We start from the raw sequence: 26,369 nt of genomic DNA, 5'->3' as shown, positions 1-26,369 counted from the left end.
CGCAGCCAGAGTGGACCACGCCGCACCGGTCAGACCGACCATATGTTCGGCATTCGCGACGGCAGTACAGCCAATGGCTACCAAAAGCGCGGCACCAAGCCTGGCAGGAGGACGGATTTTACCAATGATCCAGTGGTAATCGCCCGGCGACAGCAAGCCCTTGCGCAGTTGAAAGCGGCGGAGTGATCGGGGTGTCAAAGCTAAAGTTTACTCTTCCAGCTGGAGCCATCCGCCACCGCCCGGCCTACGCAACCCCGACCAGCTCCACCCGGGCGGCGGCTTACGTCTGTGTATCGGCAAATATAGAATCTTGCAAAATCAGTAACAACGAATAGGATGGTGTCGCGTCTCTAAATTTCTTACTTTGTCTCATCTTTAAATAGCTGTGACAAGGCTTGTAGAGGGGTGGGTTCAAGGATGAAGTGCGACTTGCAATAGATAACAACGGTTTATCCCTGCAAGGAACGAGACATGAATCGCACCTACTCCCAGATCGATCTGGATGAACGCCGCAAGATTGCTCGCTGGCGTACGGCTGGAATCAGCGTTGACGTCATCGCCGAGAAACTGCACCGACATCGCTCGACCATTTTCCGTGAGCTGCGCCGCAATACGTTCGAAGATGGTGAGATGCCGGACCTCAACGGTTACTACTGCGTGATGGCCAATGACATGGCGCGAGAGCGGCGTGCCAAGCTCCGCAAACTTGCCCGGTTCTCGCATCTGCGCCAATCGGTGATCGAGCGCATCATGCATGGCTGGTCGCCGCAACAGATTGCTGGCCGATTGCAACTTGAGCGCCATCCGATCTGCGTCAGCCATGAGACGATCTACAAGTTCGCCTATTCCTCAGATGGACAGGCGATCAAGCTGTGGCGACATCTGCCGGAGCACCGTGCCAGGCGTCGGCCACGGCATGCCAGGCGCCGCCATGGCCGGCGTTTTACCCCGGATGTCAACATTCTATACCGGCCAGACGCCGTCGCCGAGCGCAAACAGTTCGGGCATTGGGAATGTGATCTCATCCAGTTTCGCAAGAAGTTCGGAAAGGCCAACGTGACGTCGCTGGTCGAACGGGTCAGTCGCTTCGCCGTCTTGCTGCGCAATAACGACCGGCAGTCACGGCCGGTGATGGACGGCCTGATCCAGGTGCTGCAATCCCTGCCCCACCTCGCACGCCGCTCAATCACCTTCGACCGTGGCACTGAGTTCACCGACTGGCCCTACTTGCAGGCGAGCATCGGGGCGCAAACATGGTTCTGCGATCCCCAATCCCCGTGGCAGAAAGGAACCGTCGAGAATACCAACAGACGGGCCAGGAGATGGCTCTCAAGAGAGATGGATCCATTGTCTCTCAGGGATCGTGATCTCACCGAGATCTGCCATCACCTGAACGCCACACCACGCAAATGCCTCGGCTACAAAACACCCGCCGAAGTCTTCCGCCAGAAACTCCTCGCGCAAATCCGGCGTACCGGTTAGCCTCTCGAAACCGCTGGTCGCGCTTCAGCATGAACTCACAAGACCGGTTGCCTTATGCCGGCACTGGTTGCCCTGGAAACCTCCTTCCCAAACGCGGCCTGCCGTGCAGAATGGCCTTTCCATCCTGATGAAGGCACAGCATGCCAGCAAGTCCGTTGCCGACCAGCCTCTATATCGAGACCGCGCATCCCGCACCATTGACGCCGCCGCTGGACACCGACCGAACCGCGTCGGTCGCCATCATCGGGGCCGGGTTTGCCGGGTTGTCCGCAGCATTGCATCTGGCTGAAATGGGTGTCGATGTCTGCGTGCTGGAAGCCAATGAGCCCGGCTGGGGTGCATCCGGGCGCAATGGCGGACAGGTCAATCCTGGACTAAAATTCAATCCCGACGAAGTGCTGGGCCGGTTTGGCCGTGACCTCGGGCAGCGCATGATCGACATGGCCTGGGGCGCACCGGATTTCACCTTCGATCTCATTTCCCGTCTGGGCATCGATTGCGAGGCACGCCAGAACGGTACGCTGCGGGCCGCGACCAATCTGCGGACGGCCAGGGCTATCGATGTCACGGCACACCAATGCGCCACGCATGGCATGCCGACGCGCTTGCTCAATGCAAGCGAAACGGCGCTGGCAACGGGAACGGATCGATACCCGGCGGCGCTGTTTGATCCGCGCGGCGGCGATCTGCATCCTTTGAATTACGCGCGCGGCCTTGCGGCAGCAGCCCAGAATGCCGGCGCATCGATCCATGGTGATAGCCGTGTTGCCTCGGCCCGCAGACAATCCGGAAAATGGTTTTTGACCACCGACAAGGCGACTGTCACGGCGGATAAATTGCTTGTTGTTACAAATGCATACTCGGGCGGGCTCTGGCCGGGCTTGAGGAAATCTCTTATCCCCGTTCAGTTCGATCGTTGCGACAGAACCCTTGCCCGATGATCTTGCCTCCCGCATTCTGCCGCACCGTCCGGTGCTCTACGAAAGCGGTCATATCACGGTCTATTACCGGCTCGACAAGCAGAACCGGCTGCTAATGGGTGGCCGTGGGCCGCAGCGGGCATTGTCCGGGCAAACCGGGCCGCTCGATTACCTGAAACGCTATGCCGAATGCCTTTGGCCGGGTCTTGCGGGTATCCACTGGACCCATGCCTGGAACGGCCAGCTGGCGATCACGCCGGACCACCTGCCCCATCTGCATGAACCGACTGAAGACACCCTGATCTATCTTGGCTGCAACGGCCGTGGCGTGGCGTTGGCGACGGCTATGGGCAAACAGCTGGCCCAACGGCTGCTGGGCGGACAATCCGTCCAGATCGACCTGCCCGTCACCGGCATCAAACCCATGCGCTTCCATGCGTTCTGGCCGATCGGCGTGCACTCGGCGATGATCTGGGGCAGAATGAAAGACCGTCTGGGCATTTAGTCCGTTCAAACCGCACGCGGCGACCAAGGTTATGCCGAAATTTTATCTTTCTGGTTTAACATAATTATTCAAACTATTGAATTTGATATATAAAAACATATAAAATCTCATGGGAAACCATTCTCTCTTGGCACACGTATCATATCTATTCTGATGGCCAGCAAGGAGATGGGGAATGATCCGGACGCTCAGAGCCTGCGCATGTATCGCCATTCTATTGTCCGCCCCGCTGGCTTTGGCGGCGGAACCTGTCGATACGGCCCAGTCGATCATCCAGAACCAGATCGAAGCCTTTCTCAATGATGATGCGGAGACGGCCTATTCCTTTGCCTCGCCGCAGATCAGGCAGAAATTTCCGGACAAGAGCATTTTCTTCGAGATGGTCAAGCGCGGCTATACGCCGGTCTACCGCCCCGGTAATTTTGCCTTCGGCCGCAGCAAGATCGATGGCGATACGGTGGTGCAGGAAGTTTTGATCTCTGCGCCTGACGGCAAGAACTGGACGGCGCTGTATTTTCTCGTCAAGCAACCGGACGGCAGCTACAAGATCAACGGCGTGCAGATGCTGCAGCAGGCCCCAGGCTCCGAAATTTGACTACAGCGCTGTTCAGAGCGGCGCCAGGTCGCCGCGCGCCCATTCTTCCTGTGTCTCTTCCATGAAGGCTGCATAGCGGCCCTGCTCGATCGCCGTGCGGATGCCGGCCATCAGGTCCTGATAATAGGCCAGATTGTTCCAGGTCAAAAGCATGCCGCCGAGGCTTTCGTCGGCGCGGACGAGATGATGCAGGTAGGCGCGCGAATAGTCGTGCGCTGCCGGGCACGCGGACTGATCGTCCAGCGGCCTGATATCTTCGGCATGACGGGCATTGCGCAGGTTGACCCGCCCGCGCCGGGTGAAGGCCAGCCCATGGCGGCCGGCCCTTGTCGGCATGACGCAATCGAACATGTCGATGCCGCGCGCCACCGATTTCAGGATATCGTCGGGCGTGCCTACACCCATCAGGTATCGCGGCTTTTCGACCGGCAGTTCCGGGCATGTGATATCCAGCATATCCAGCATGACAGTCTGCGGTTCACCGACGGCAAGACCGCCGATCGCATAGCCCTTGAGGTCGAGACCAGACAGCGCCTGGGCCGAACGGATACGCAGCGCCGGAATGTCACCGCCCTGCACGATGCCGAACATTGCCTTGCCCTGCTGGTCACCAAAAGCGGTCTTGCAACGGTCGGCCCAGCGCAACGACATTTCCATTGCGCGTTCAATATCAGTGGGTTCAGCCGGAAGTCTCACACATTCGTCGAGCTGCATCTGGATATCGCTATCGAGCATGCCCTGGATTTCGATCGAGCGTTCCGGCGACATATGATGCAAAGCGCCATCGACATGGCTCTTGAAGGTCACGCCCTTCTCGTCAAGCTTGCGCAGGCCAGCCAGCGACATGACCTGGAAGCCGCCGCTGTCGGTGAGGATCGGATAGGGCCAGCGGATCAGCTCGTGCAGGCCGCCCAGACGCGCCACGCGCTCCGGGCCGGGGCGCAGCATCAGATGGTAGGTATTGCCCAGAATGATGTCGGCGCCGAGATCGCGGACCTGATCGAGATACATCGCCTTGACCGTGCCGACGGTTCCGACCGGCATGAACGCCGGCGTGCGGATTTCTCCGCGCGGCATCGATACCGTGCCGCGACGCGCCTTGCCGTCGGTTGCCTTGATGTTGAACTGAAATGTTTCGGTCATGTTGCATCCCGGAAAAGCAGGCTGGAATCGCCGTAGGAATAGAAGCGGTAGCCGGTGTCGATCGCATGGGCATAAGCGCGCCGCATCGTCTCGAGGCCACTGAAGGCCGAGACGAGCATGAACAGCGTCGACTTCGGCAGGTGAAAATTGGTCATCAGCATATCCACGGCGCGGAAGCGGTAGCCGGGGGTGATGAAGATGCCGGTCGGGCCGGACCAGGGGCGGATGTCGCCATTCTCCTCCGCCGCACTTTCGAGCAGCCGCAGCGAGGTGGTACCGACACAGACGATGCGCCCGCCCCTCGCCTTGACCGCATTCAGGCGTTCGGCGACTTCGGCGCTGACATGGCCGATCTCCTGGTGCATGACGTGGTCGTCGGTATCATCGACCTTCATCGGCAGGAAAGTTCCAGCACCCACGTGCAATGTCACGAAATGGCGCTCGACGCCAAGCGCATCCAGCGCTTCGAACAGCCGGTCGGTGAAATGCAGACCGGCGGTTGGCGCCGCCACCGCGCCGTGTTCGCGGGCGTAGACTGTCTGGTAGTCGGTGCGGTCCTGCTCGTCCTCCGGGCGCTTGGAAGCGATATAGGGCGGCAAAGGAATGTGGCCGACGGCAAGGATCGCCTCGTCCAGCGCCGGGCCGGAAAGATCGAACCGCAGCGTCACCTCGCCCGCCTCGCCCTTCTCCTCGACCGTCGCGTCCAGCGCGCCCATCAGGCAGGTGTTGGAGCCGTGCCCGAACTCGATCCGGTCGCCGGGCTTGAGACGCTTGGCCGGACGGGCAAACGCCTTCCATCGGTCGGGCGCGACGCGCATGTGCAGCGTCAGCGACACTTGCGTGACCACGTCCTCGCCACGCCGGCGCAGGCCTTCCAGTTGGGCAGGAATAACCTTGGTATCGTTGAAAACGAGGGCATCGCCGGGGCGCAGAAACGACGGCAGGTCCATGACGCTGCGATCGGAGAGCTCTACGCTTTCATTCGGCTGGACGACAAGCAGACGGGCACTGTCGCGCGGGCTTGCGGGCCGCAGCGCAATGTTATCCTCGGGGAGATCGAAATCGAACAGATCGACGCGCATGAAAATCTTCTTTAAACGGCAAACCCGCCCCGGCGCCTTTTGAAGGCGATCCGGGACGGGTTTTGGCAATAGCCTGAATTAGGCGTTGGCGGCAAGTTTCATCGACACGATGCTGTCGGGATCCTTGACGGGCTCGCCCTTCTTGATCTTGTCGATATTGTCCATGCCGGAAATGACCTGACCCCAGACCGAATACTGCTTGTTCAGCCATGGGCTGTCGGTAAAGCAGATGAAGAACTGCGAATTGGCGGAATTCGGCATCTGGCTGCGCGCCATCGAGCACGTGCCGCGCACATGGCTCATGTTGGAGAACTCGGCCTTGAGGTCGGGCTTTTCGGAGCCGCCCATGCCGGCGCGGGCCGGATTGAAATCCTTGCCGCCCGTCTTGCCGTACTGCACGTCGCCGGTCTGCGCCATGAAGTCGTCGATGACGCGGTGGAAAACGACGCCGTCATAGGCGCCTTCGGCGCACAGTTCCTTGATGCGGGCAACGTGGCCCGGTGCCAGGTCAGGCAGAAGCTGGATGATCACCTGCCCCTTGGTGGTTTCCATGATGATAGTGTTTTCAGGATCCTTGATCTCTGTCATGGCCTTCTCCTTGTTGTTAGAGCGAGTGTTTTAAAACGTGTGTTACTTGCCGACCTTGACGCTGATCATGCGGTCGGGATCGGTGACGGAACCATTGTTGGCTTCGTCGCCCTTCTTGATCTTGTCGACATTGTCCATGCCTTCGACGACCTTGCCGACGACCGTGTACTGGCCGTTGAGGAAATCGCCGGGTGCGAACATGATGAAGAACTGCGAATTGGCGGAGTTCGGGTCCTGGCTGCGGGCCATGCCAACTGTGCCGCGCTCAAACGGGACCTTGGAAAATTCAGCTTCAACATTCGGCTTCGAAGAACCGCCCATGCCGGCCATGTCGGCCTTGAAGTCTTTTTCCATATTGCCGTACTGGACGTCGCCGGTCTGGGCCATGAAGCCCGGGATGACGCGGTGGAAGGCGACGTTGTTGTAGTCACCGGCTGCGGCCAGTTCCTTGATGCGCGCAGCATGCTTGGGCGCAACGTCCGGCATCAGTTCGATGACGACCGGGCCGTCCTTCAGCGTGATGGTGATGTATTCCTTGGCCTGGGCAAAGGCAGTGCTGGTCAGGGATGCGAGGACAACGGCGCCTGCGAAAGCGAGTTGGAGAATTTTCATATGAACTCCCGTGGAATAAAAGGAAAACGTCAGGATTTGCGTTTTGCGTTCAAGGCCAGATGAACGGCCTTGGGTACGAAGGCGCTGACATCACCGCCCATGGCAGCGATCTGGCGAACCAATGTGGCAGTAATGGGCCGCGATGCCGTCCCGGCTGGAAGAAACAGGGTCTGGATATCCGGCGCCATCTGCCTGTTCATGCCTGACATCTGCATCTCGTAGTCGAGATCCGTGCCGTCACGCAGGCCACGCACCAGCAGCGAAGCGCCATGTTTTCGCGCTGCATCGACCACCAGATCGTCAAAAGACACGACCGAAATATCGCCGGCTCTTTCCGGAAGGAATTCCTTCAACGACTGGGCGATAAGGGCTGCCCGTTCCTCGAAGGAAAACAGCGGCGTCTTGCCGGGATGGATGCCGATCGCAACGATGACCGTCGGCGCCACGTTCAGCGCCTGCACCAGCACGTCGAGGTGACCGTTCGTCATCGGGTCGAAGGAGCCTGGATAAAAAGCAGTGGTCATAACGCCCGTTTCCGTTTCGAAGCCTTTTGTCACGGACTGCGGCCAATCGCAAGGGAGCACCCTTGCCGCTCCACGTGTTCCCTGCGGAACACAAGCTGGATGGCATGAATGCTAGATGAAGGACACGTTCAAGGTTGCTTCAAAGAGGATTTGATATTCCGCGAAGTAGAGAACGGAACTTTTTCCAGTGACGGCCGTTTATCGGCTGAAAGGATCACCGCTATGGCACTTATTCTTCTGTCGATGACCATGTTTTTTGTCATGATTTTTGCAACCGCAAACGCAATCAGAAGCGAAGCGCGCATGGACCGGCCTGGTCTCACCGGCAATCGTTTGTTCAAGTAGAGGATAATCTGCAATGGCCATCACAATGATGCTCATTTCGGCAGTGATCAGTATCGTGTTCCTGGTCGATTTCGCTAAAACCATTTTCGAGCTTCAGCGCGACAGAAACGCGATGAAGGCTATGAGCCGGGACACAGGTGGTTTCAGCGTCTGACATTTTCAGTTTTTCACCAGCGGCAACCTCCAGTGCCCTGAAATAAAAGCCGGACGGCTCCCTGCCAGTCCGGTTTTTCTTTGCCGCAAATGTCCGATGGCAGCCGCAAACGAAAAAGCCGGGCGATGCGATCGCCCGGCTTTTTGTAATCATAGGACGGAAGGTTTCATTCTTCCGTTGTGGCCGGCGGCTCAGTGGCCGGCATATCCTCATCCGACACGTCCGTCTGGCCTGCGACCTCATCGCCCTCTTCGGGTTCCGGCTCGCTGATCCGTTCAACGGACACAACTTTCTCGTCCTTTGCAGTCGTGAAGATCGTCACGCCCTTGGTGGCGCGGCTGGCAAGCCGGATGCCCCCAACCGGAACACGGATCAGCTGGCCGCCATCGGACACCAGCATGATCTGGTCGTTGTCTTCGACCGGGAAGGCCGCAACCAGTTCACCGATTTCGCCGGTCTTGGAGGTATCCGTTGCGCGAATACCCTTGCCGCCGCGACCAGAGGTGCGGAAGTCATATGTGGAGGAGCGCTTGCCAAAACCCTTGACGGAGACCGTCAGCACGAACTGTTCGCGTGCCTTAAGCTCTTCATAACGAGCATCGTCCAGCTGACCTTCTTCGGTCACCTCTTCGCCGACCAGTGCGATTTCCTCGTCCTCGCCGGTTGCAGCCCGCCGCTCGGCGGCAGCGCGCTTGAGATAAGCTGCACGCTCCCACGGCTCGGCATCGACGTGGCCTACGATGGTCATCGAGATGATCCGGTCGCCGTCACCGAGCGTGATGCCGCGAACGCCGATCGAGTTACGGCCGGCAAAGACGCGGACGTCATCGACCGAAAAGCGGATGCACTGGCCGAGCGCCGTCGTCATCAGCACGTCGTCATGCTCGGTGCAGGTTTCGACGGAGAGGATTTCATCGCCCTCCTCGTCGAGCTTCATGGCAATCTTGCCGTTGCGATTGACCTGGACGAAATCCGACAGCTTGTTGCGGCGGACCGTGCCACGGGTCGTCGAGAACATCACGTCGAGGTTTTCCCACGTCGTTTCATCCTCTGGCAGCGGCATGATGGTGGTGATGCGTTCGCCCGGTTCCAGCGGCAGCATGTTGATCAGGGCCTTGCCGCGCGATTGCGGCGTGCCGATCGGCAAGCGCCAGACCTTTTCCTTGTAGACGATGCCACGCGACGAGAAGAACAGCATCGGCGTATGGGTATTGGCAACGAACAGGCGCGTGACGAAATCCTCATCGCGCGTCGCCATGCCGGAGCGGCCCTTGCCACCGCGGCGCTGGGCCCGATAGGTCGCCAGCGGCACACGCTTGATGTAGCCGAGATGGGACACGGTGATGACCATGTCTTCCTGGGCGATCAGGTCTTCGTCGTCCATATCCGGACCGCCTTCGACGATCACGGTGCGACGTGGTGTGCCGAATTCTTCGCGCACGGCGATGAGTTCGTCCTTGACGATGGTCATGATGCGGATGCGCGAGGACAGGATATCGAGATAGTCGCTGATCTCGGCGCCGATCTTGTTCAGCTCGTCGCCGATTTCATCGCGGCCAAGCGCCGTCAAGCGGGCGAGACGCAGCTCGAGGATGGCCCGTGCCTGCTCTTCGGACAGGTTGTAGGTGAGGTCCTCGTTGATGCGGTGACGCGGATCGTCGATCAGACGGATCAGGCTTTCGACATCCGATGCCGGCCAGCGGCGCGTCATCAACTGTTCGCGCGCGGTGGCTGGATCCGGAGCGCTGCGGATCAGCTTGATGATCTCGTCGATATTGGCAACGGCAATCGCCAGGCCGACCAACACATGCGCACGATCGCGCGCCTTGCGCAGCAGATACTTGGTGCGGCGGCTGATGACTTCCTCGCGGAAGGAGACGAAGGCGCGCAGCATGTCGAGCAGCGTCATCTGCTCCGGCTTGCCGCCGTTCAGCGCCACCATGTTACAGCCAAACGAGGTCTGCAACGGTGTGTAGCGATAGAGCTGGTTGAGGATCACTTCAGCATTGGCATCGCGTTTCAGCTCGACGACGACGCGGTAGCCCTGACGGTCGGATTCGTCGCGAAGGTCCGAAATGCCCTCGATGCGCTTGTCCTTGACCAGTTCGGCCATTTTCTCGATCATCGTCGCCTTGTTCACCTGGAAGGGGACTTCGGTGATGATGATCTGCTCGCGGTCGCCGCGCATCGGTTCGATGGTGGCGCGGCCGCGCATGATGACCGAGCCACGGCCGGTCTCATAGGCCGAACGGATGCCGGAGCGGCCAAGAATGAAAGCGCCGGTCGGGAAGTCCGGACCCGGAATGATCTCCATCAGCTGCGGCAGTTCAAGTGCCGGCTCATCGATCAGGGCGATACATCCGTTGATGACTTCGATCAGATTGTGCGGCGGGATATTGGTCGCCATGCCGACGGCGATGCCGCCAGCGCCGTTGACCAGAAGGTTGGGGAATTTCGCCGGAACGACGGACGGTTCGCTGAGCGTGCCGTCATAGTTGTCGCGAAAATCGACGGTTTCCTTGTCGAGGTCGTCGAGCAGCGCATGGGCTGCCTTCTGCAGGCGGCACTCGGTGTAACGTTCGGCCGCCGGCGGGTCGCCGTCGATCGAGCCGAAATTGCCCTGACCGTCGATCAGCGGCAAGCGCAGCGACCAGGGCTGGGCCATGCGGGCAAGCGCGTCATAGATCGCCGAGTTGCCGTGCGGATGGAATTTACCCATCACGTCCCCGGTGACGCGGGCGCATTTGACGTATTTCTTGTTCCAGTCGATGCCCAGCTCGCTCATCCCGAACAGGATGCGCCGGTGCACGGGCTTCAGACCATCGCGGACATCTGGAAGAGCACGGCTGACGATAACGCTCATGGCGTAATCGAGATACGAGCGCTGCATTTCCTCCATGATGGAAATGGGCTCGATGCCTGGTGGATTCTTGCCGCCGCCTGGTGTGCTTTGTTCAGTCAATTTCGATCACGATCTTTGTTCAGAATCAGACAGATTTTTATAGCCGAATGGATTGGCGAGCGCCAATTTCAGGGCTGGGTTTTGAACAGCCTTTTAGGCTCATCGGCGCTCTCGCGGGCATTTGCAAGGCAAAAGCGGCTAAACAGTGAAGGACAGCCCTTTCATTCGGCGCGCCCCTCGCCTAACAATTCATCAGACGGTCATCATAAACAAGGCCGCGAGGGGAATGGGATGTCTCAATTCGACCTTCTGATCAATGCGCTGACCACGATCCTGGTCACCATCGATCCGCCCGGCCTTGCGCCGATCTTCCTCAGCCTGACCGTCGGAATGAGCCGGCACGAACGCTTTCTGGTGGCGCGGCGCGGTACGCTGATCGCCTTCTTCATCCTCTCGGCCTTCGCGCTGTTCGGAAACGGCATCCTCGGCCTGCTGGGCATCTCGATCGGCGCCTTCCGGATTGCCGGCGGACTGCTGCTCTTCTGGATCGCCTTCGAGATGATTTTCGAGAAGCGCAACGAGCGCAAGGAAAAGACCGGCGAGACTGCCATTACCCGCGACCATATCCACAATATCGCGGTGTTTCCTTTAGCGCTGCCGCTGATTGCCGGCCCGGGCGCGATCTCGGCCACGATCCTGCTCTCGGGCTCCTTTTCCGCGACGATCGACCGGGTTCAACTGATCCTGGTCATCGCCTTCTGCCTTGCCGTCCTGTTTGCCGCCCTCGTCATCGCCGATCGCATCGACCGGTTCCTGGGCGTTACCGGCCGTGCCATCCTCACACGATTGCTGGGCGTCATTCTGGCGGCGTTGGCGGTTCAGTTCGTCGTCGACGGCGTCAAATCGACCATGGCCTTGTGACCAAGCTTGGCTGATGCAGGTTCCGCCAACGAAAAAAGCCCGGTTTCCCGGGCTTTTTTTGACATGAAGAGCTTTGATCAGAACGGGATATCGTCGTCCATATCGCGCGAAAAGTTTCCACCGCTGCTCGCGCCGCCGCCGCCGGAGCGGGCTGCCGGTGCCGAGGAGGGACGATCGTAATCGCCGCCGTAATTGTCCGAGCCGCCGCCCGTGTTGCCGCCGCCATATTCAGAGCCACCGCGGCCACCGCCGGCGCCCTGCCCGTCACCCCGGCCGCCGAGCATCGTCAGCGTCGAGTTGAAGCCCTGCAGAACGACTTCCGTCGAATAGCGATCCTGGCCATCCTTGTCCTGCCATTTGCGGGTCTGCAGCTGGCCCTCGATATAGACCGTCGCACCCTTCTTCAGATACTGCTCGGCAACCTTGCAGAGACCTTCGTTGAAGATCACCACACGATGCCATTCGGTCTTTTCCTTGCGCTCGCCGGAATTGCGGTCACGCCAGCTTTCGGACGTGGCAATGTTCAGGTTGGCGATCGGCTTGCCGTCCTGCGTGCGCCGGATTTCCGGGTCTGCCCCGAGGTTACCGATCAAAATCACCTTGTTGACACTGCCTGCCATCTTGCTTTTCCCGCTATCCTGCCCGGCCTTGCAGCCCGGCTACCAAATTCAGAGCGCGCATCTTAGCGGCTGCCAGCCCAGCATACGCCCCTTTGCATTGTGTCATCCACAACAGATTTCAAATTTTGTTCTTTCTTTGTTCTAATAAATTCGTAATATCTTGTCAACCGACTCAGAAAGCCCCCTGTTTTTCACCTTCCGCCTCGACATGGCCGCTGGCGACCTTAAATAGGAGCTTTCCAATGCAGATACAAAGCTGGGCACGATGAGCAAACTCGAGACCATTTCCATCCGCGGCGCGCGCGAGCATAATCTCAAGGGCATCGACCTCGATCTGCCGCGCAACAAGCTGATCGTCATGACCGGCCTCTCCGGCTCGGGGAAATCCTCGCTGGCTTTCGACACGATCTATGCCGAGGGGCAGCGGCGCTATGTCGAAAGCCTGTCGGCCTATGCCCGCCAGTTTCTCGAGATGATGCAGAAGCCGGATGTCGATCAGATCGACGGCCTGTCTCCTGCCATCTCGATCGAGCAGAAGACCACGTCGCGCAATCCGCGCTCGACGGTCGGCACGGTCACCGAAATCTACGATTATATGCGGCTTTTGTTTGCCCGCGTCGGCGTTCCCTATTCGCCGGCAACCGGCCTGCCGATCGAAAGCCAGACGGTCAGCCAGATGGTCGACCGGGTCGTCGGTTTCGGCGAAGGTACCCGTCTTTATATTCTCGCGCCGATCGTGCGCGGCAGAAAGGGCGAGTATAAGAAAGAGCTTGCCGAGCTGATGAAGAAGGGCTTTCAGCGCGTCAAGATCGACGGGCAGTTTTACGAGATCGCCGAGGCGCCGGTACTCGACAAGAAATACAAGCATGACATCGATGTCGTCGTCGATCGCGTCGTCGTGCGTCCGGACCTGACGGCGCGCCTCGCCGACAGTCTGGAAACCTGCCTGACGCTTGCCGATGGCCTGGCGATTGCCGAATTTGCCGACAAGCCGCTGCCGCCGGAAGAAACCTCGGCTGGCGGTTCGGCCAACAAATCGCTGAACGAGACGCATGAGCGCGTGCTGTTTTCGGAAAAATTCGCCTGCCCGGTGTCCGGCTTTACCATTTCGGAAATCGAACCGCGGCTGTTCTCGTTCAACAACCCGTTCGGTGCCTGCCCGACCTGCGATGGTCTGGGCAGCCAGCAGAAGATCGACGAGGCCCTGATCGTTCCGGAACCCGAGCGGATGCTGAAGAACGGCGCCATCGCCCCTTGGGCCAAATCATCCTCACCTTACTACAATCAGACGCTCGAAGCGCTGGGAAAAGCTTTCGGCTTCAAGCTGTCGAGCAAATGGACCGATCTTTCCGACGAGGCCAGGCACGCTATCCTGCAGGGCACGGAGGAAAAGATCAGCTTCCATTACGAGGACGGCGCCCGCTCCTACAATACGACCAAGAATTTCGAAGGCATCGTGCCCAATCTGGAGCGGCGCTGGAAGGAGACCGACAGTGCCTGGGCGCGCGAGGAAATCGAACGTTACATGTCGGCAGCCCCCTGCCCGGCCTGCAACGGTTTTCGCCTGAAGCCGGAGGCGCTGGCGGTCAAGATCAACAAGCTGCATATCGGTGAAGTCACGCAGATGTCGATCCGCGTGGCGCGTGATTGGTTTGAGGTCCTGCCCGAGCACATGAACGCCAAGCAGAACGAGATCGCGGTGCGCATTCTGAAGGAAATCCGCGAACGGCTGCGGTTTCTCAACGATGTCGGGCTGGAATATCTCAGCCTGTCGCGCAATTCCGGCACGCTGTCGGGCGGCGAAAGCCAGCGCATCCGGCTTGCCTCGCAGATCGGTTCGGGTCTCACCGGCGTGCTCTACGTTCTCGACGAACCATCGATCGGCCTGCACCAGCGCGACAACGCCCGTCTCCTCGATACGCTGCGGCATCTGCGCGACATCGGCAACACCGTGATCGTCGTCGAGCACGACGAAGACGCAATCATGACTGCTGACTATGTGGTCGATATCGGCCCGGCTGCCGGAATTCACGGCGGCGAGGTCGTGGCACAGGGCACACCGGCGGAAGTTCTCGCCAACCCGAATTCACTGACCGGCAAATATCTTTCGGGCGAAATGGCCGTCGCGGTTCCGGCCGAACGGCGCAAGCCGAAGAAGAAAAAGGAAATCACCGTCGTCGGTGCCCGCGCCAACAATCTGAAGAACGTCACGGCGTCGATCCCGCTTGGCATTTTCACCGCCGTTACCGGCGTATCGGGCGGTGGCAAATCGACTTTCCTAATCGAGACGCTCTACAAGGCGGCGGCCCGGCGGATCATGGGTGCGCGTGAAAACCCGGCCGAGCACGACCGGATCGACGGTTTCGAACATATCGACAAGGTCATCGACATCGATCAGTCACCGATCGGCCGCACGCCGCGCTCCAACCCGGCCACCTATACCGGCGCCTTCACGCCGATCCGCGATTGGTTTGCCGGACTGCCGGAAGCAAAGACGCGCGGCTATCAGCCGGGCCGCTTCTCCTTTAACGTCAAGGGCGGCCGCTGCGAGGCCTGCCAGGGTGACGGCGTCATCAAGATCGAGATGCACTTCCTGCCGGATGTCTATGTCACCTGCGACGTCTGCCACGGCAAGCGCTACAACCGCGAAACGCTCGATGTGCATTTCAAGGGCAAGTCGATCGCCGACGTGCTCGACATGACCGTGGAGGAAGGCGTCGAGTTCTTCGCCGCCGTTCCGGCGGTGCGCGACAAGCTGCAGGCGCTGCAGGGTGTCGGGCTCGGTTATATCAAGGTCGGCCAGCAGGCCAACACCCTGTCGGGCGGCGAGGCGCAGCGCGTCAAGCTCGCAAAGGAACTGTCGAAACGCTCGACCGGCCGCACGCTCTACATCCTCGACGAGCCGACCACCGGCCTGCATTTCCATGACGTCGCCAAGCTGCTCGAAGTGCTGCACGAACTGGTCAACCAGGGCAATTCGGTCGTCGTCATCGAGCACAATCTCGAAGTCATCAAGACCGCCGACTGGGTGATCGATTTCGGCCCGGAGGGTGGCGATGGTGGTGGCGAGGTGATCGCAGCCGGAACGCCGGAAGATATCGTCAAGGAAAAGCGCTCGCATACGGGCGCGTTCCTGAAGGAGCTTCTGGAACGACGGCCGATCCGCAAGATGGTGGCGGCAGAGTAAGGCAAAGACCGGAGAGTGGGCATATGACCAAATCAGGCACGATCCGTTGCGGTATTGGCGGCTGGACCTTTGACCCCTGGGAGGGGACGTTCTATCCGGAGACGCTGACGAAGAAACGGCAGCTGGAATATGCCAGCAGCCAGCTGAAAGCCATCGAGGTCAACGGCACCTATTACGGCTCGCAAAAGCCGGAGACGTTCGCCAAATGGGCGTCGGAAGTGCCGGATGATTTTGTCTTCTCGCTGAAGGCCAGCCGTTTTACCACCAATAAGAAGGTGCTGGCGGAAGCTGGCGAGTCGATCGGCAAATTTCTGGGCCAGGGGCTGACCGAACTCGGGCCGCATCTCGGGCCGATCCTGTGGCAGTTCATGCCGACGAAAAAATTCGACGTCGAGGATTTTGGCGCGTTTCTGGCACTGCTGCCGGAGAAGCAGGATGGCTTGACGCTACGTCATGTCGTTGAGGTACGCCACGATTCCTTCCGCACGCCGGAATTCACCGCCTTGCTTGTCAAGCACAAGGTGGCGGTCGTCTGCGCCGATCATTTCGACTATCCGATGATCGCGGATGTGACCGGTGATTTCGTCTATGCGCGCCTTCAGACCGGCAGCGATGACGTGGCGACCTGTTACGATGAAAAACGCCTTGATCTCTGGGCCGACCGGGTGAAAATTTGGGCGGCAGGCGGCGATATCGGCGATCTCGCCCATGCGGATCCCGCCCACAAGCCGGAAAAGCAGCCACGCGACGTATTTGCCTTTTTCATCAGCGAAGGCAAGGTCAATGCGCCGAACGGCGCACGGGCGCTGCAGAAGCGGGTGGACTGATCAACCGGCCGCAGGCAATGGCTCGATCGCAGCGGCAAGTTCCTCTGCCGTCAGCCCTTCGCCTGCCTTGACGCCGGCCCGGCCGTGACGCCAGACGCCTGAAGCGGCGGCCTCGAATGCCGGCATGCCCTGCGCCAGATGCGCGCCGATAATGCCTGCGAGCGTATCGCCCGACCCCGCGGTTGCCAGCCAGGGCGGGGCGTTGGTGTTGATCGCGGCGCGCCCGTCGGGCGCGGCGATGACGGTGTCGGCGCCCTTGTAGACGATGACGGCGTGGCTGCGTTTGGCAGCCATGATAGCGCGATCGACCTTTGACAGAGTTGGGCCGGCGTCGATATCCGGAAACAACCGGGCGAACTCGCCATTGTGCGGCGTCATGACCAGATGGGGTTCACCCTGCGAAAAAGCGTCGAAAAGCGGCGCTGGATTTTCCTTGAACGCAGTGATCCCGTCGGCATCAAGCACCAGCGCCCGGTTGCAGAGCATCAGGGCGTATTGCCGCGCCCTCTCCAGATCGCCAAATCCCGGACCGAGCACGAAGGCGCTGATGCGCTTGTCGGCAAGCCAATGCGACAGAGCGGCGGCATCGTCGATCTCCTTCAGCATCACGGCTGTCAAATGCGCGGCATTGGCCGCGAGCGCCGCAGAGGACGACGCAATTGTCACCAGTCCGGCGCCAGCCGTCAGTGCGGCCGCAGCCGACAGCCGCGCCGCACCGGTTGACAGCGGCCCGCCCGAGAAGACGGCAAGATGGCCGCGCGTGAATTTGTGGGCCGACGGATCAAGCACATGCGTATGGCCGGCCCAGAGATGCGGACCGTTCTCGCAAAGCCTGCTAGTATGGCTTTTAAGCAAACGTTCGGGGATACCAATGTCGAACACGTCCAGGCTGCCGCAAAGCGAGCGCCCCGGCAAAAGCAGATGCCCCGGCTTTCGCGCCATGAAGGTAACGGTATGGCTGGCTCGAAAACTCTCGCCCAGCACCTGTCCGGTGCGGCCGTCAAGACCGGACGGCAGGTCAATGGCGATAACGGGAATCTGCGCTTGCGTGACAGCCTGCATCACCAAGGCGGCACCATCGGGGACAGCACGGGACAGGCCCGCGCCGAACACGGCGTCGATGACGACATCTCCGGTTTTTGGCCGGTAGGACTGCAGAGCTTCCACACGATACGCCCACTGCGCATGGGCACGGGCTGCATCGCCCTTGAGAGACACGGTATCCCCCAAAGCGTGAACGGCGACCTCTGCACCGCTTCGCTGCAACGCCGCAGCCGCGATATAACCATCGCCGCCATTGTTGCCAGGCCCGCACAAAACGACAAACCGAAGCGCCTGCGGATAAAGCCGCAGTGCTGCAGCGGAAACGGCCAGACCCGCCGACGTCATCAGCCTGAAACTGTCGATCCCCGAATGTGCGGCTTCGCTGTCGATCGCGGACATTTCCGCAGGGGTGATGATGGATACGGTAGGGTTAGGGAGCATGCCTCAAAATGCCCGTAAGTCGGGGAACCGACAAGCGTAAAACGTAGCCTTATTTTGTATGTTTTTTAGGCATTTGCATAGAATTCGCACTGACCGATGGCGTCTATCGCAGCACCGCCCGACACGTGTTGAGGACAAAGCCCTTTAACGCAGAAAAATTCATAAAAAATAGGCAAATGGCGCTGTTTATTCCGGAGAAAGGGATATGATCATCGAAGCTGCGGGTGTTTCACCCAAAACAGCATCGCATTTGCCATATCTGGCATGTAAAATGCATACTGAGGGTGAGCGGGCATAAGCCTGCCATAACGGGAGAAGCGGAGAGACATTTTCTCATGAAAAAGATCGAAGCGATCATAAAGCCTTTCAAGCTGGACGAAGTGAAGGAAGCCCTTCAGGAAGTTGGCCTGCAGGGGATCACCGTCACCGAAGCCAAGGGCTTTGGACGCCAGAAGGGCCACACGGAACTGTATCGTGGGGCGGAATACGTTGTTGATTTTCTCCCGAAGGTGAAAGTTGAAGTCGTACTGGCTGACGAAAACGCGGAGGCCGTGATCGAGGCCATACGGAATGCCGCCCAGACCGGACGTATTGGCGACGGAAAGATCTTCGTCTCCAATATCGAGGAGGTCATCCGCATCCGTACCGGCGAGACCGGCATCGACGCCATCTAATCCGCCTGACCGTTCGGTCAGGCCCTACCTCGTCATCTCAAAAGAGGGACTTTCAAAAAATGACGACTGCAAATGATATCCTCAAGCAAATCAAGGATAACGACGTCAAGTTCGTTGACCTGCGCTTTACCGACCCGAAGGGCAAGCTGCATCACCTGACGATGGACGTCGGCTGTGTCGATGAAGACATGTTCGCCGATGGCGTCATGTTCGACGGCTCGTCGATCGGCGGCTGGAAGGCCATCAACGAGTCCGACATGGTGCTGATGCCGGATACAGCGACCGTGCACATGGATCCTTTCTTTGCGCAGTCCACCATGGTTATCGTCTGCGACATTCTCGATCCGGTCTCCGGCGAAGCCTATAACCGCGACCCGCGCGGCATCGCCAAGAAGGCCGAGGCCTATCTCAAGGCGTCCGGCATCGGCGATACCGTCTTCGTTGGTCCCGAACCGGAATTCTTCGTGTTCGACGACGTCAAGTACAAGGCGGATCCCTACAATACCGGCTTCAAGCTCGATTCGTCGGAACTGCCGTCGAACGACGACACCGATTACGAGACCGGCAACCTCGGTCATCGTCCACGCGTCAAGGGCGGCTATTTTCCGGTTCCGCCGATCGACAGCTGCCAGGACATGCGTTCCGAAATGCTGACGGTCCTGACCGAAATGGGCGTCACCGTTGAAAAGCAGCACCACGAAGTGGCCGCCGCCCAGCACGAGCTCGGTGTCCGGTTCGATACCCTGGTGCGCAATGCCGACAAGGTGCAAATCTACAAGTACGTCGTGCACCAGGTCGCCAATGCCTATGGCAAGACGGCAACCTTCATGCCGAAGCCGATTTTCGGCGATAACGGTTCGGGCATGCACGTCCATATGTCGATCTGGAAGGACTCGAAGCCGACCTTCGCAGGCGACGAATATGCCGGCCTGTCGGAAAGCTGCCTTTACTTCATCGGCGGCATCATCAAGCACGCAAAATCAATCAACGCCTTTTCCAACCCGACGACGAATTCCTACAAGCGCCTCGTCCCGGGTTATGAGGCACCGGTTCTGCTGGCTTACTCGGCTCGCAACCGTTCGGCTTCGTGCCGCATTCCGTTCGGCACGGGTCCGAAATCGAAGCGCGTCGAAGTCCGCTTCCCTGATCCGCTGGCAAACCCCTATCTCGCTTTCGGCGCCATGCTGATGGCTGGTCTCGACGGCATCAAGAACAAGATCCATCCCGGCAAGGCCATGGACAAGGACCTGTACGACCTGCCGCCGAAGGAACTGAAGAAGATTCCGACCGTCTGCGGTTCGTTGCGCGAAGCGCTGGAAAGCCTCGACAGGGACCGAAAGTACCTAACCGCCGGCGGCGTGTTCGACGACGACCAGATCGATTCCTATATCGAACTGAAGATGGTCGAGGTCATGCGCTACGAAATGACCCCGCATCCGGTCGAATTCGACATGTACTACTCGGCCTAACAGCCTTCGGACCCGTCATTGGCGGGTCCGCCTCAAACGAAAGGCCGGCTTTCCCGCGAAAGCCGGCCTTTTGTTTGCAGGACAGGGCGGGGTCGCTCTACTTCTTCTTCAGCCGTTCTTTCAGCAGATTGAGATATTCCTCGTTGCCGTCCGGTTGCTCGTTTGCGGCCGCTGGCGCCGTGCATGCCGGCTTGTAGTCGAGCGCCATGCCGGCCTTGACGCAAACGCCGACCTGCCATCCGGGAGGCAGCGCTGTGAGATCGACATCCTTCCATTTCGGATGACCGCTTGCCTGCAGCTTGTCGAGATTGTTGAGGATGAGGCTTGAAAACTCCGAAACGGCCTTGCAGCTTTCCCGCTGGTAAGCGTTGCGCTTGATGTCATAGTCATAGGTCATCATCACCGCCTTGACGGCGATCAGATCCACGGGCTCCTTCTGGAACGTATAAGTGCCGGTCTCGATCCGCGAGGGCGTGTACGTCGCCAGAAGCGGTGCTTCGGTGATCGGCACAAGATGGAATTTCGAACCGTCGATCGGATTGTTCTTGAACAGCGCTGCAGGCGCTCCCGCGACGTAGAAGAAGGCATCGATCTCGCCTGCGAGAAGTTTTGGCAGGGCTGCATCCGGATTGAGTGGTACCCGTTCCCCGGTCTTTACCTGAAGGATGTCGAGGATCAGCGACGAAGTCAGGAAGGTGCCGCTGTCCTTGACGCCGACGGCAACCTTCTTGCCGGCAAGATCTCCCATGTCCTTGATGTCGGAGCGGGCGAGAACGTGGATTTCTTCGTTATAGAGCGGAAACATGATACGCACGCCGCGCACGGCCTGCTGCACTTCCGGATCATCGGCCTCGAATGTTTTCAGATATTCGAGCACATCGCTCTGAACGATGCCGAACTGGGTATTCTTGCTGTTGCGGACGCCGACGAAATTCTCCAGAGAACCCGCAGATTCCTTGACGTTGAGTGTCAGGCCACACGTCTTGCCGAGGGCTGCAACATCCCGCCCGATCTGGATATAGGTGCCTTGCGGCCCCCCGGTCATGATGTTCTTTTCGAACTCGGCTGCCGATACCGGATTGAGCGCAAGCGCCGTCAGCATCGTCGCGGCCATGAAAGCCTTTCGGAACATCGTGTTTTCTCCCCATATGGCATCGGCCAGGCAGGCGGATACCGGTTGTCAGCAATCGCTCTTGAAATCGCGCATCAGGTTGCGCATCAGGATCAGCGGTACCTTGTCAAAGACGCTTTCAAGCGCATCGGTGACACAAGCCCCTGACGCCAGCTGGTCCTTCAGCCGCTGTTTCTTCTCATCATCCAGAAAACCGACGCCGCGCGTCTTGCCGATAATATTGTCCACCATCAACCGGTCACGCGGCACCAGTCCTGCGCCCGGGCCAGTCTGGCCGGTTTCGGATACCGGCTTGTCGATCACAGGTGTATCGGATTGCGTTTCCGGTGCAATTCCAGCGGCTTGGGCCTGGTCCTCAAGCTGCTTCTGCAGTATCTCAACTTTACGGCGTTCTTCGCCGAGGCTTTGTTCCAGCGTCTTGATCTGCACGTCACGGGCGAGATCGAGCGCTGATTTGAAGGTCGCAGGCTCTTTCCCGGCTTCCGTTACCTTCCGCTCCAGCGCTTTTTGCGCCGCCGCCGCGTCGGCCGTGGCCTTATCGAGAGCCACCTTCAAGCTGGTTATCTGCTTGCTCAGGGTAAGCTTTTCGGCGCCAAGATTTTGCGCCTGCGTTCGGGCATCGGCGGAATCGGCTTTGGCCATGCTCAGCTGATCGTTGAGCCCGGCAATCGTTACCGTCAAATCATCGGTGGCTGCTTTCGCCGCAGATTTTTCGTTCGAAAGCAGCTTTTCAAGCGCTGAAATATCGGCGTCGCGCTTGTCAAGAAGCCGGTTGAGCTTGGGAATTTCATTAAGCTTCAGTTCGGCATAGTCCTTTTCAAGCTCCTCGGCCCAGTTTCCGGAATTCTTTTTCACATTGATCAGATCACTGGACGCCTTGTCCCTTTCCACCGTGACCTTGGCAAGTTCGGCTGTCAGCGAAGCAGACTTGGACGTCAAAGCGGCAATGTCCGTCTGCATCGCCTGCCGGGCAAACCAGAAATAGCCGCCGGCCCCGATCAACGCCAGGCAGAGCACGGCCGGCAGCAACAGACCGGACGAGTTGCGGCCGCGCGTCGTCACTTGCTGGTCCCTACCCCATTGATTGCTCATGCCATATCCGCCATCGAAGAACTCCTCATATGGGAGGTACGACGATTTTCCCGGAGAGGCAAGCAACGGCGTGCAGCAACTCTGGCTCTGCCGATCCACGCTGTCGAGCACCCGTCTCCTGCCGGAGCTTCACACTTGATGTTTGAGGAAAAACCACCACATACTACTGCGAAAGGAACCTATCATGATGAAACAAAGAGACGCAAAATTTCAGATTGGACAGGTTGTTCGCCATCGCGTGTTTCCATTCCGCGGCGTCATATTCGACGTCGATCCGGAATATGCAAATACCGAGGAATGGTGGAATTCAATTCCCGCTGAAGTCCGCCCGACCAGGGACCAGCCGTTTTACCATCTGCTCGCCGAGAATGAGGAAACGGAATATGTCGCCTATGTCTCCGAACAGAACCTCATTTCGGACGAAAGCGGCAAGCCGGTGCGCCATTCGCAGGTGAACGCCTTCTTCGATCCGGAGACTGTCGGGCAGTACAAGCCGAAAGCGGTTGTTCAACACTGAGATCCGTCATCAATAACGGCCTTAGCCTGAAATGCAAAAAGCCGCCGCGAGATGATCGCGGCGGCTTTTTGTTGATGAAACAGGCAATCAGTTCGCCTTTGCAGCCTTCTGGGCTTCTTCAAGCTTCTTGCGCGCATCTTCGGCCTTCTTCTGCATTTCTTCCTGCAGCAGGCGCTGGCGCTCTTCGAGCTTGGACTGTTCGATCGGCTCGCCGTCGAAGACGCCGGTGAAGCCACCGAGCGAGATCTTGATCGGGTTCGGCGCACGCTGGAAGTTGACCGATGTGAACACCACTTCGCTGCCCTTTTTCAGGCTGGCAAGAACGGCATCGCTAAGCGGCACTTCGGCAACGCACTTGTCCGGCATGCAGATGGCGTAATCGAGCTTGGAGCCCTTGCCGCCGTCGATCTGCATCTGGATGCCTGGCGGAATGAGGCGTGCCGACGGAACCGAAACCTGCAGGACCTTGCGATTGACCTTGCCCTGAACACTGATCAGGCCGATTGCGGTGATCAACTGACCGTTGCTGGCCGTCAACAGGTTCTGCACGATGCAGACATCGTTGTCTTCCTGCTTGGTGCAGACCTTGAACCAACCCTGGGGCGGACGGCCGGCACCAGAGGCCTGCTGTGCAAACGACGCGGCCGGCATCGCGGCAACAGCAACTGCGCCGGCGAATGCCGACAAAGCAGCCTTTTTGGTAAAGTTCGACTTGAAGATCATAATGATACCCGTCTCCTGAATTCCGGTGTCTGAGCAGTCTAAAGACGCTCGTGATCAATGGTCAGCTGCCCGCTCTCCTGTTGGGCAAATGAGGCAATTGCATGACCCTCGTCTCCGGGAACACCTGTTACAGGGAGCGGCGACGGATATCCAGCCTCCCCGCCATTTTTTTGCGTTCCGTTGTTGGGTCAGCATTTGCTTTTAAAGTATCGGTTGGTTGGAAATGCTGGTCAACGTGTTAATTTGCCGTGATTCACGAGACGACGACAGCAGGAGGCGGGCTTTGCGCGCATTGTTTTTGGGTTTGATTTCGGTGCTGGCTACGCTTGGCACAGGTGTGACTGCACAGGCAGAGCCGGTACACGGCATCGCCATGCATGGCCAACCCGCCCTGCCCGCCGATTTCAAATACTTCCCCTACGTCAAGCCGGACGTCAAGAAGGGCGGCCGGGTCTCCTATGGCGTGGTCGGCACTTTCGACAGTCTTAACCCGTTCATCTTGAAGAGCATGCGCACAACGGCCCGTGGCATGCTCGATCCGGAATACGGCAATCTCGTCTATGATTCGCTGATGCAGCGTTCGCGCGACGAAGCCTTTTCGCTCTATGGCCTGCTGGCCGAGACGGTCGAATGGGACGACGACCGCACATTTATCCAGTTCAACCTCAATCCGAAGGCCAAATGGGCCGATGGTCAGCCGGTGACACCGGAGGATGTGATCTTCACGTTCGAACTGTTTCGCGACAAGGGCCGCGTTCCGTTCAGCACGCGGCTGGCAAAGGTCGACAAGGTAGAAAAAGTCGGCGACCGCAGTGTCCGCTTTACATTCAACGATAAAGCCGACCGCGAATTCCCGCTTTTGCTCGCCATGACGCCGATCCTGCCGAAGCACGCGACCGATGTGGCGACGTTCGATCAGACATCGCTCAAATTCCCGCTCGGCTCGGGCCCCTATCGTGTTGCCGAGGTGAGACCCGGAGAACGGATCGTTTACAAGCGCAATCCCGACTACTGGGCGAAGGATCTGCCGGCAAAGGTCGGTTTCGACAATTACGACGAGATTTCCGTCGAGTATTTCCTGCAGGACAATTCCTTGTTCGAAGCCTTCAAAAAGGGTGAGATCGATGTCTACCCGGAAGGCAGCCCGACGAAATGGTCGCGCAGTTACAATTTCCCGGCCGTCCATTCCGGCAAGGTGATCAAGGAGACGTTCACGCCGAAGACGCCGTCAGGCATGCTCGGTTTCGTCTTCAACACGCGACGGCCGATGTTCGAGAACCCGAAGTTGCGTCAGGGGCTGGCGCTGGTCTTTGATTTCGAATGGGCAAACAAGAACCTCTTTGACGGTGCTTACACGCGCACGCAGAGCTTCTGGCAGAATTCGGGTCTTTCCTATCTCGGCGTTGCCGCCGACGGCCGCGAGCTCGGAATACTCGGCGACATCAGGAACCGCATCAATCCGTCGGTTCTCGACGGAAGTTACCGCCTGCCCGTCACCGATGCCTCGGGACGCGACCGCAATGTGCTGCGCGAAGCCGTGACACTGCTGCGCGAAGCCGGTTACGGCATCAAGGACGGCAAGATGCTCAGCGCGCAGGGCATACCGCTCGCCTTCGAGATCATGACCCAGAACGAGGGCCAGGAAAAACTGGCGCTGACCTATCAGCGCTCGCTGGCGGCGCTTGGGATTGCCGCGTCAGTCCGCACAGTCGATGATTCGCAGTACCAGCAGCGCACCCAGTCATTCGACTACGACATCATCATGAAATCGTTCCCGTCCTCCCTTTCACCGGGTATCGAGCAGATTACCTATTGGGGATCGCAATCGCGCGATCAGCAAGGCAGCTCGAATTTTGCCGGTGTCGCCGACAAGGATGTCGATACGCTTGTCGATCACATCCTGCGTGCCGTCAGCGTCGAAGACTTCACAGCCGCCGTTCGGGCGCATGATCGCCTGCTCGTCTCCAATTTCTATCTCGTGCCGCTCTATCACGTCGCCTCGCAATGGGTTGCGCGTGAAAAACGCATCGGCCGCCCGAGTGTCGTGCCGCTCTATGGCTATCAGCTGCCGGTATGGTTTGATGAAACTGTGCAGTAACCCGGAATTGGCGGCGGTATACTTTTGGTAACGCATTGAAAGCGCAGACCGGGACGCCTATGTCGCTGATCAACGATTTTCAGCGCGAGGAGCAAGCGCCATGAACCATGTCAATATCGATGTCGTCTCCGATGTCGTCTGCCCCTGGTGCTATCTCGGCAAGGCGAGGCTCGATCAGGCGATCGCCAATGTCGCGGCCGATATCCTCGTCACCGTCAACTGGCGGCCGTACCAGCTCAATCCGGACCTTCCCGCAGAAGGGGTTGATCACAAGGCGCATCTCGCTGCAAAGCTCGGCGGCCAGGAGGCTGTCGATCGTGCACACAAGATGCTGGCTGGCCTTGGCGAACAGGACGGCATTACGTTCGATTTCGACGCCGTCACCATCAGCCCCAACACGCTCGATGCACACCGGCTGATTCGTTGGGCCCTGACGGAAGGTGGCGACACACAGAGCGAGGTCGCCACGTTGCTTTTCAAGGCAAATTTCGAAGAGGGCCGCAATATTGGCGATCACACGGTGCTGCTGGACATCGCGGCTGAGGCCGGTCTTGACCGTACCGTGATTGCCGCGCTGTTGGCTTCAGATGCGGACAAGGACGCGGTTTCCGAGGAAATCGACATGGCACGCGGCATGGGCGTCACCGGTGTTCCCTGCTTCATCATCGACAGCAAATATGCCGTCATGGGTGCCCAGTCAGTCGAGGTGCTGGAGGATGCCCTGCGCGATATCGCCAAGATGAAGGATACCTCGCAGATCAATTGAACCCGC

23 protein-coding genes and 2 pseudogenes are annotated in these 26,369 nt (G+C 59.1%); 14 read left to right on the top strand and 11 right to left on the bottom strand.

Annotated elements, in window-relative coordinates; genetic code table 11:
* The 4 genes and pseudogenes from ACP7BS_RS12730 to ACP7BS_RS12715 all read left to right on the top strand — a co-directional run.
* A pseudogene (locus ACP7BS_RS12730) lies at positions 1 to 186 on the top strand (ISNCY family transposase); the annotation flags it as partial.
* A 285-nt stretch (positions 187 to 471) separates the two neighbouring features.
* The gene (locus tag ACP7BS_RS12725; RefSeq protein ID WP_426230319.1) at positions 472 to 1,482 is read left to right on the top strand and encodes an IS30 family transposase; all 1,011 of its coding nucleotides are present in this window, start codon (positions 472 to 474) and stop codon (positions 1,480 to 1,482) included.
* A gap of 140 nt (positions 1,483 to 1,622) precedes the next feature.
* A pseudogene (locus ACP7BS_RS12720) lies at positions 1,623 to 2,907 on the top strand (NAD(P)/FAD-dependent oxidoreductase).
* 175 nt (positions 2,908 to 3,082) lie between these two features.
* Positions 3,083 to 3,502, top strand: a complete 420-nt coding sequence (locus ACP7BS_RS12715) for a DUF4864 domain-containing protein (RefSeq protein ID WP_426238386.1) — start codon at positions 3,083 to 3,085, stop codon at positions 3,500 to 3,502.
* Positions 3,503 to 3,514: 12 nt separating this feature from the next.
* On the opposite strand, the gene tgt is transcribed toward ACP7BS_RS12715, so the two are convergent.
* The 5 genes from tgt to coaD form a co-directional block, all read right to left on the bottom strand.
* The gene (gene tgt / locus ACP7BS_RS12710; protein ID WP_426238385.1) at positions 3,515 to 4,645 is read right to left on the bottom strand and encodes a tRNA guanosine(34) transglycosylase Tgt; all 1,131 of its coding nucleotides are present in this window, start codon (positions 4,643 to 4,645) and stop codon (positions 3,515 to 3,517) included.
* On the bottom strand, positions 4,642 to 5,727 hold the full coding sequence (gene queA, locus ACP7BS_RS12705) for a tRNA preQ1(34) S-adenosylmethionine ribosyltransferase-isomerase QueA (protein ID WP_426238384.1): 1,086 nt from the start codon (positions 5,725 to 5,727) through the stop codon (positions 4,642 to 4,644). Before queA ends, tgt begins: the two co-directional genes overlap by 4 nt.
* 78 nt (positions 5,728 to 5,805) lie before the next feature.
* Positions 5,806 to 6,315 (bottom strand): peptidylprolyl isomerase, encoded by a 510-nt coding sequence (locus tag ACP7BS_RS12700; RefSeq protein WP_113243679.1) that lies wholly within the window; start codon positions 6,313 to 6,315, stop codon positions 5,806 to 5,808.
* 42 nt (positions 6,316 to 6,357) lie between these two features.
* On the bottom strand, positions 6,358 to 6,927 hold the full coding sequence (locus ACP7BS_RS12695) for a peptidylprolyl isomerase (protein WP_426230314.1): 570 nt from the start codon (positions 6,925 to 6,927) through the stop codon (positions 6,358 to 6,360).
* A gap of 29 nt (positions 6,928 to 6,956) precedes the next feature.
* Positions 6,957 to 7,451 carry a pantetheine-phosphate adenylyltransferase gene (gene coaD / locus ACP7BS_RS12690; protein WP_426230313.1) on the bottom strand — a complete coding sequence of 165 codons (495 nt, stop codon included), beginning with the start codon at positions 7,449 to 7,451 and terminating at the stop codon, positions 6,957 to 6,959.
* Between the two features lie 108 nt (positions 7,452 to 7,559).
* On the opposite strand from coaD, the gene ACP7BS_RS12685 reads away from it, so the two are divergent.
* Positions 7,560 to 7,796, top strand: a complete 237-nt coding sequence (locus ACP7BS_RS12685) for a hypothetical protein (RefSeq protein WP_426238383.1) — start codon at positions 7,560 to 7,562, stop codon at positions 7,794 to 7,796.
* A gap of 13 nt (positions 7,797 to 7,809) precedes the next feature.
* Complete coding sequence (locus ACP7BS_RS12680; RefSeq protein WP_426230311.1) at positions 7,810 to 7,950, top strand: hypothetical protein; 141 nt, start codon at positions 7,810 to 7,812, stop codon at positions 7,948 to 7,950.
* 166 nt (positions 7,951 to 8,116) lie between these two features.
* On the opposite strand, the gene gyrA is transcribed toward ACP7BS_RS12680, so the two are convergent.
* Positions 8,117 to 10,912: a DNA gyrase subunit A gene (gyrA, locus tag ACP7BS_RS12675; RefSeq protein ID WP_426230310.1), complete on the bottom strand. Its 2,796-nt coding sequence runs from the start codon at positions 10,910 to 10,912 to the stop codon at positions 8,117 to 8,119.
* Between the two features lie 231 nt (positions 10,913 to 11,143).
* On the opposite strand from gyrA, the gene ACP7BS_RS12670 reads away from it, so the two are divergent.
* Positions 11,144 to 11,773, top strand: a complete 630-nt coding sequence (locus tag ACP7BS_RS12670) for a MarC family protein (RefSeq protein ID WP_426230309.1) — start codon at positions 11,144 to 11,146, stop codon at positions 11,771 to 11,773.
* A 77-nt stretch (positions 11,774 to 11,850) separates the two neighbouring features.
* Here the strand turns inward: ACP7BS_RS12670 and ACP7BS_RS12665 are convergent, their stop codons facing one another.
* Positions 11,851 to 12,393, bottom strand: a complete 543-nt coding sequence (locus ACP7BS_RS12665) for a single-stranded DNA-binding protein (protein WP_426238382.1) — start codon at positions 12,391 to 12,393, stop codon at positions 11,851 to 11,853.
* Positions 12,394 to 12,658: 265 nt separating this feature from the next.
* Here ACP7BS_RS12665 and uvrA point away from each other — a divergent pair, with 265 nt between their 5' ends.
* Both uvrA and ACP7BS_RS12655 read left to right on the top strand, forming a co-directional pair.
* Positions 12,659 to 15,580 carry an excinuclease ABC subunit UvrA gene (gene uvrA / locus ACP7BS_RS12660; RefSeq protein ID WP_426238381.1) on the top strand — a complete coding sequence of 974 codons (2,922 nt, stop codon included), beginning with the start codon at positions 12,659 to 12,661 and terminating at the stop codon, positions 15,578 to 15,580.
* Between the two features lie 23 nt (positions 15,581 to 15,603).
* Positions 15,604 to 16,407: a DUF72 domain-containing protein gene (locus tag ACP7BS_RS12655; protein WP_426238380.1), complete on the top strand. Its 804-nt coding sequence runs from the start codon at positions 15,604 to 15,606 to the stop codon at positions 16,405 to 16,407.
* On the opposite strand, the gene ACP7BS_RS12650 is transcribed toward ACP7BS_RS12655, so the two are convergent.
* Positions 16,408 to 17,892, bottom strand: a complete 1,485-nt coding sequence (locus ACP7BS_RS12650) for an NAD(P)H-hydrate dehydratase (RefSeq protein WP_426238379.1) — start codon at positions 17,890 to 17,892, stop codon at positions 16,408 to 16,410.
* A gap of 335 nt (positions 17,893 to 18,227) precedes the next feature.
* Between ACP7BS_RS12650 and ACP7BS_RS12645 the strand changes: the two genes are divergently transcribed.
* Together ACP7BS_RS12645 and glnA are read left to right on the top strand one after the other, a co-directional pair.
* Positions 18,228 to 18,566: a P-II family nitrogen regulator gene (locus ACP7BS_RS12645; RefSeq protein ID WP_018324798.1), complete on the top strand. Its 339-nt coding sequence runs from the start codon at positions 18,228 to 18,230 to the stop codon at positions 18,564 to 18,566.
* A gap of 59 nt (positions 18,567 to 18,625) precedes the next feature.
* On the top strand, positions 18,626 to 20,035 hold the full coding sequence (gene glnA / locus ACP7BS_RS12640; RefSeq protein WP_426230304.1) for a type I glutamate--ammonia ligase: 1,410 nt from the start codon (positions 18,626 to 18,628) through the stop codon (positions 20,033 to 20,035).
* A 97-nt stretch (positions 20,036 to 20,132) separates the two neighbouring features.
* Here the strand turns inward: glnA and ACP7BS_RS12635 are convergent, their stop codons facing one another.
* Positions 20,133 to 21,167, bottom strand: coding sequence for a TAXI family TRAP transporter solute-binding subunit (locus ACP7BS_RS12635; RefSeq protein ID WP_426238378.1), 1,035 nt, complete (start codon positions 21,165 to 21,167; stop codon positions 20,133 to 20,135).
* A 48-nt stretch (positions 21,168 to 21,215) separates the two neighbouring features.
* Positions 21,216 to 22,259: a hypothetical protein gene (locus tag ACP7BS_RS12630; RefSeq protein WP_426238377.1), complete on the bottom strand. Its 1,044-nt coding sequence runs from the start codon at positions 22,257 to 22,259 to the stop codon at positions 21,216 to 21,218.
* Positions 22,260 to 22,446: 187 nt separating this feature from the next.
* Here ACP7BS_RS12630 and hspQ point away from each other — a divergent pair, with 187 nt between their 5' ends.
* Entirely contained in the window at positions 22,447 to 22,776 is a 330-nt protein-coding gene (gene hspQ, locus ACP7BS_RS12625) for a heat shock protein HspQ (protein WP_113312585.1), read from the top strand.
* Positions 22,777 to 22,863: 87 nt separating this feature from the next.
* On the opposite strand, the gene ACP7BS_RS12620 is transcribed toward hspQ, so the two are convergent.
* Positions 22,864 to 23,499 (bottom strand): invasion associated locus B family protein, encoded by a 636-nt coding sequence (locus ACP7BS_RS12620; protein WP_426230301.1) that lies wholly within the window; start codon positions 23,497 to 23,499, stop codon positions 22,864 to 22,866.
* Positions 23,500 to 23,722: 223 nt separating this feature from the next.
* Between ACP7BS_RS12620 and ACP7BS_RS12615 the strand changes: the two genes are divergently transcribed.
* The gene (locus ACP7BS_RS12615; protein ID WP_426238376.1) at positions 23,723 to 25,597 is read left to right on the top strand and encodes an extracellular solute-binding protein; all 1,875 of its coding nucleotides are present in this window, start codon (positions 23,723 to 23,725) and stop codon (positions 25,595 to 25,597) included.
* Positions 25,598 to 25,697: 100 nt separating this feature from the next.
* The gene (locus ACP7BS_RS12610; RefSeq protein ID WP_426238375.1) at positions 25,698 to 26,363 is read left to right on the top strand and encodes a DsbA family oxidoreductase; all 666 of its coding nucleotides are present in this window, start codon (positions 25,698 to 25,700) and stop codon (positions 26,361 to 26,363) included.
* Positions 26,364 to 26,369 lie beyond the last annotated feature (6 nt).

The sequence above is a fragment of the Pararhizobium sp. DWP1-1-3 genome, from assembly GCF_049896125.1.
GTDB lineage: Bacteria > Pseudomonadota > Alphaproteobacteria > Rhizobiales > Rhizobiaceae > Pararhizobium.
The sequence above is the reverse complement of the archived record's forward strand: the minus strand, read 5'-3'. Positions and strand labels throughout refer to the sequence as shown.